This is a genomic window from Streptomyces sp. NPDC001156, from assembly GCF_053598275.1.
In genome coordinates, this window is sequence record NZ_JBSFJX010000456.1 from 1 (window position 1) to 2340 (window position 2340).

1 protein-coding gene and 1 pseudogene are annotated in these 2340 nt (G+C 68.8%); one reads left to right on the plus strand and one right to left on the minus strand.

Translation table 11 applies throughout. The annotated features are described in order from the left end of the window. Window positions 1-174: 174 nt before the first annotated feature. Window positions 175-414, plus strand: a pseudogene (locus ACWDA7_RS52080) (reverse transcriptase domain-containing protein); the annotation flags it as partial. Between the two features lie 45 nt (window positions 415-459). Here the strand turns inward: ACWDA7_RS52080 and ACWDA7_RS52085 are convergent. Beyond that, entirely contained in the window at window positions 460-2205 is a 1746-nt protein-coding gene (locus ACWDA7_RS52085) for a recombinase family protein (protein WP_450615143.1), read from the minus strand. Between the last annotated feature and the right edge of the window lie 135 nt (window positions 2206-2340).

Below are 2340 nucleotides of genomic sequence, written 5' to 3' on the forward strand. Positions count from 1 at the left end.
TGCGACCGGGCCACGCTGTTGGTGGCCTGGGAGCGGGTGTCGGGCAACAAGGGCGCGAAGACAGCGGGCGTGGATGCGGTTACCCGCCGCCACGTCGAGGAGGACATTGGAGAACTGGCCTTCCTTGAGGACTTGAGGTCCTCGCTCAAGGACGGCAGCTTCACCGCGCTTCCTGTGAAGCAGGCGATCATTCCCAAACGGAACGGCAAGGTCCGTGCCCTGGGGATTCCGACCCTGCGCGACCGGGTGGCACAGATGGCCCTCAAGCTGATCCTCGAACCGATCTTCGAGGCAGATTTCTACCCGTCGAGTTACGGGTATCGGCCCGGACGTCGGGCTCAGGATGCCATCGCCGAGATCCACCAGCTCACCAGCCGCTCATACGAGTGGGTGGTCGAGGGTGACATCACCGCATGTTTTGATGCATGGTCACACTGCTCCTTGCGTTCATTGTCGGTGTCAGAACAGGCTGTTCTGAGGGGTGGGTGGCTCGATACGCAGGCCTTTCCTGCGTCCGGTGCGGACGTGGACGGCCTTGAGCTCGCCGCGCTTGACACGCTGCAACAGCGTCTGGCGGGAGACTCCGTAGGTGAGGGTGGCTTCGAGCATGGCCAGCCAGCCGTCGGGGGCATCGTCGACGAACAACGCGCGCAGGTCGTCGGTGAGGCGGATGCGCCAGGGGGCGCCGGGGGTGTCCTGCTCGCCGGCGATGAAGCCGTCGTTCAGCCAGCGGTGCAGGGTGGAGGGCGCGAGGCCGAGGTGTGCGGCGGCCTGGGCCACGGTGGCCAGCTCTCCTTCCTGCGGCTTGTCGCTGTTGGTGTGGCAGGGGATGCCCCAGTAGTGCCGGGTTCCTTGGACTCTACTGGCGGTGTATGACAATCCCCGGGCGGTGCGCCGGCCCTGTCGGTTGAGGATCCCGGCGATCTGTGCGTCGGGATAGTGCACCGCCAGGCGGCGGATCAGGTCGACGGTGTCCTCGCTGGTGCGGATCTTCGGCTGCGGGCGGCGGATCGGCACCGACAACTCGCTGGTCACGCCGCCCTTCCAACGCATGAGCACCCCAGTGTGCGGGTTGGAGCCGTCGCGGTGGACGGTGAGCGTGACGTCCTCGATCAGGGTGTGCAGCAGTTGCTTGCGGTCCTTGTCGGTGGTGGTGGGGGCTGCCCAGACGGTGTCGAGGTCGCCGGCGAGGGCGAGCACGGTGGCGCGTTCGGCCGGGGTGAGGGCGGTGGGGCGTCGGCGTTCGCGGCGGGCGAGCTCGGTCTCGGCGGTGGCGAGAGTGGTCAGGGCCTTCTCCCAGTCGGCTTCCAGGCCGCGGGCGACCAGGCGGTTGTCCGGGTCGACGGCCCGGTAGCGGCGCTCAGCGCGCGAGGCGTCGTAGCGGGCGCGTTCCACCTCGCGCCGGTACTGTTCCAGCGCCGCGTCGTGGCCTGCTTCGAGCTGGTCGGCGGCCTGAAGGCAGGCGTCCAGGGCGGCGGGGGTGAGGGCGGCGAGGAAGGCGGCGGCCACTGCGGTGTCGATGGTCTGCCCGCCGACTTGCAGGTGGCGCGTGCCTCGGCCGTCGACCAGTTGCCCGGTCCCGGTGCAGTAGTAGCCGGGGGTGGCCTTGGCCGGCCCCTGGTAGAACACGGCGAGCTTGCGCCCGCAGATCCCGCAGACGGCCAGGCCCTGCAGCAACGCGCACCCCTCGCGCACCGCTCCGGTGCCCGGCTCGTGACGGCGCGGTCGGGTGTTGGAGGCGATCTTGTCCTGGTTGGCCAGGTACTCCTCCCAGGAGATGAACCCTTCGTGATGGTCCTCGATCAGCACCTGCCACTGGTCGCGGGGCAGGACGCGCCGGTGGGTCCGCAGGCGGCCGCCGGCATCGAGGCGGCGCTCGAAGCGGGTGCGGCCATAGACATAGGCGCCCGCATAGGCGGGATGAGTGAGCGTGTTGTGCACCGCGTGGTAGGTCGGCTCGATCCAGGTGATCTCGGTGCCGTGCAGGTAGCCGGTCGGCTGCAGCGGCCACTTCAATCCCTGCTCGCGCAGCCACAGCCACACTCCACGAGCCGAACCGCACTCGGCGAAGCGTTCGAAGACCGTGCGGATCACGCCGGCGACGGCCTCGTCGGGATGGAAGAGGATCTCACCGTCGGCCTCACCCCACACCATCCCGACCGGCAGGCCGCGCCGCAGTTCGCCGCGGGCGGCCTTGTTACGCACCCCGCCGTCCAGGCGGGCCCGCAGAATGTGCAGCTCAGCTTCTTATGCGGACCTTGCCGATATGCCGCCGCACGGTGGTGCCGCCCTGGTCGTGGGCCTGGGCATCGTTTTATCGATCGGCATAATCATGGGGCT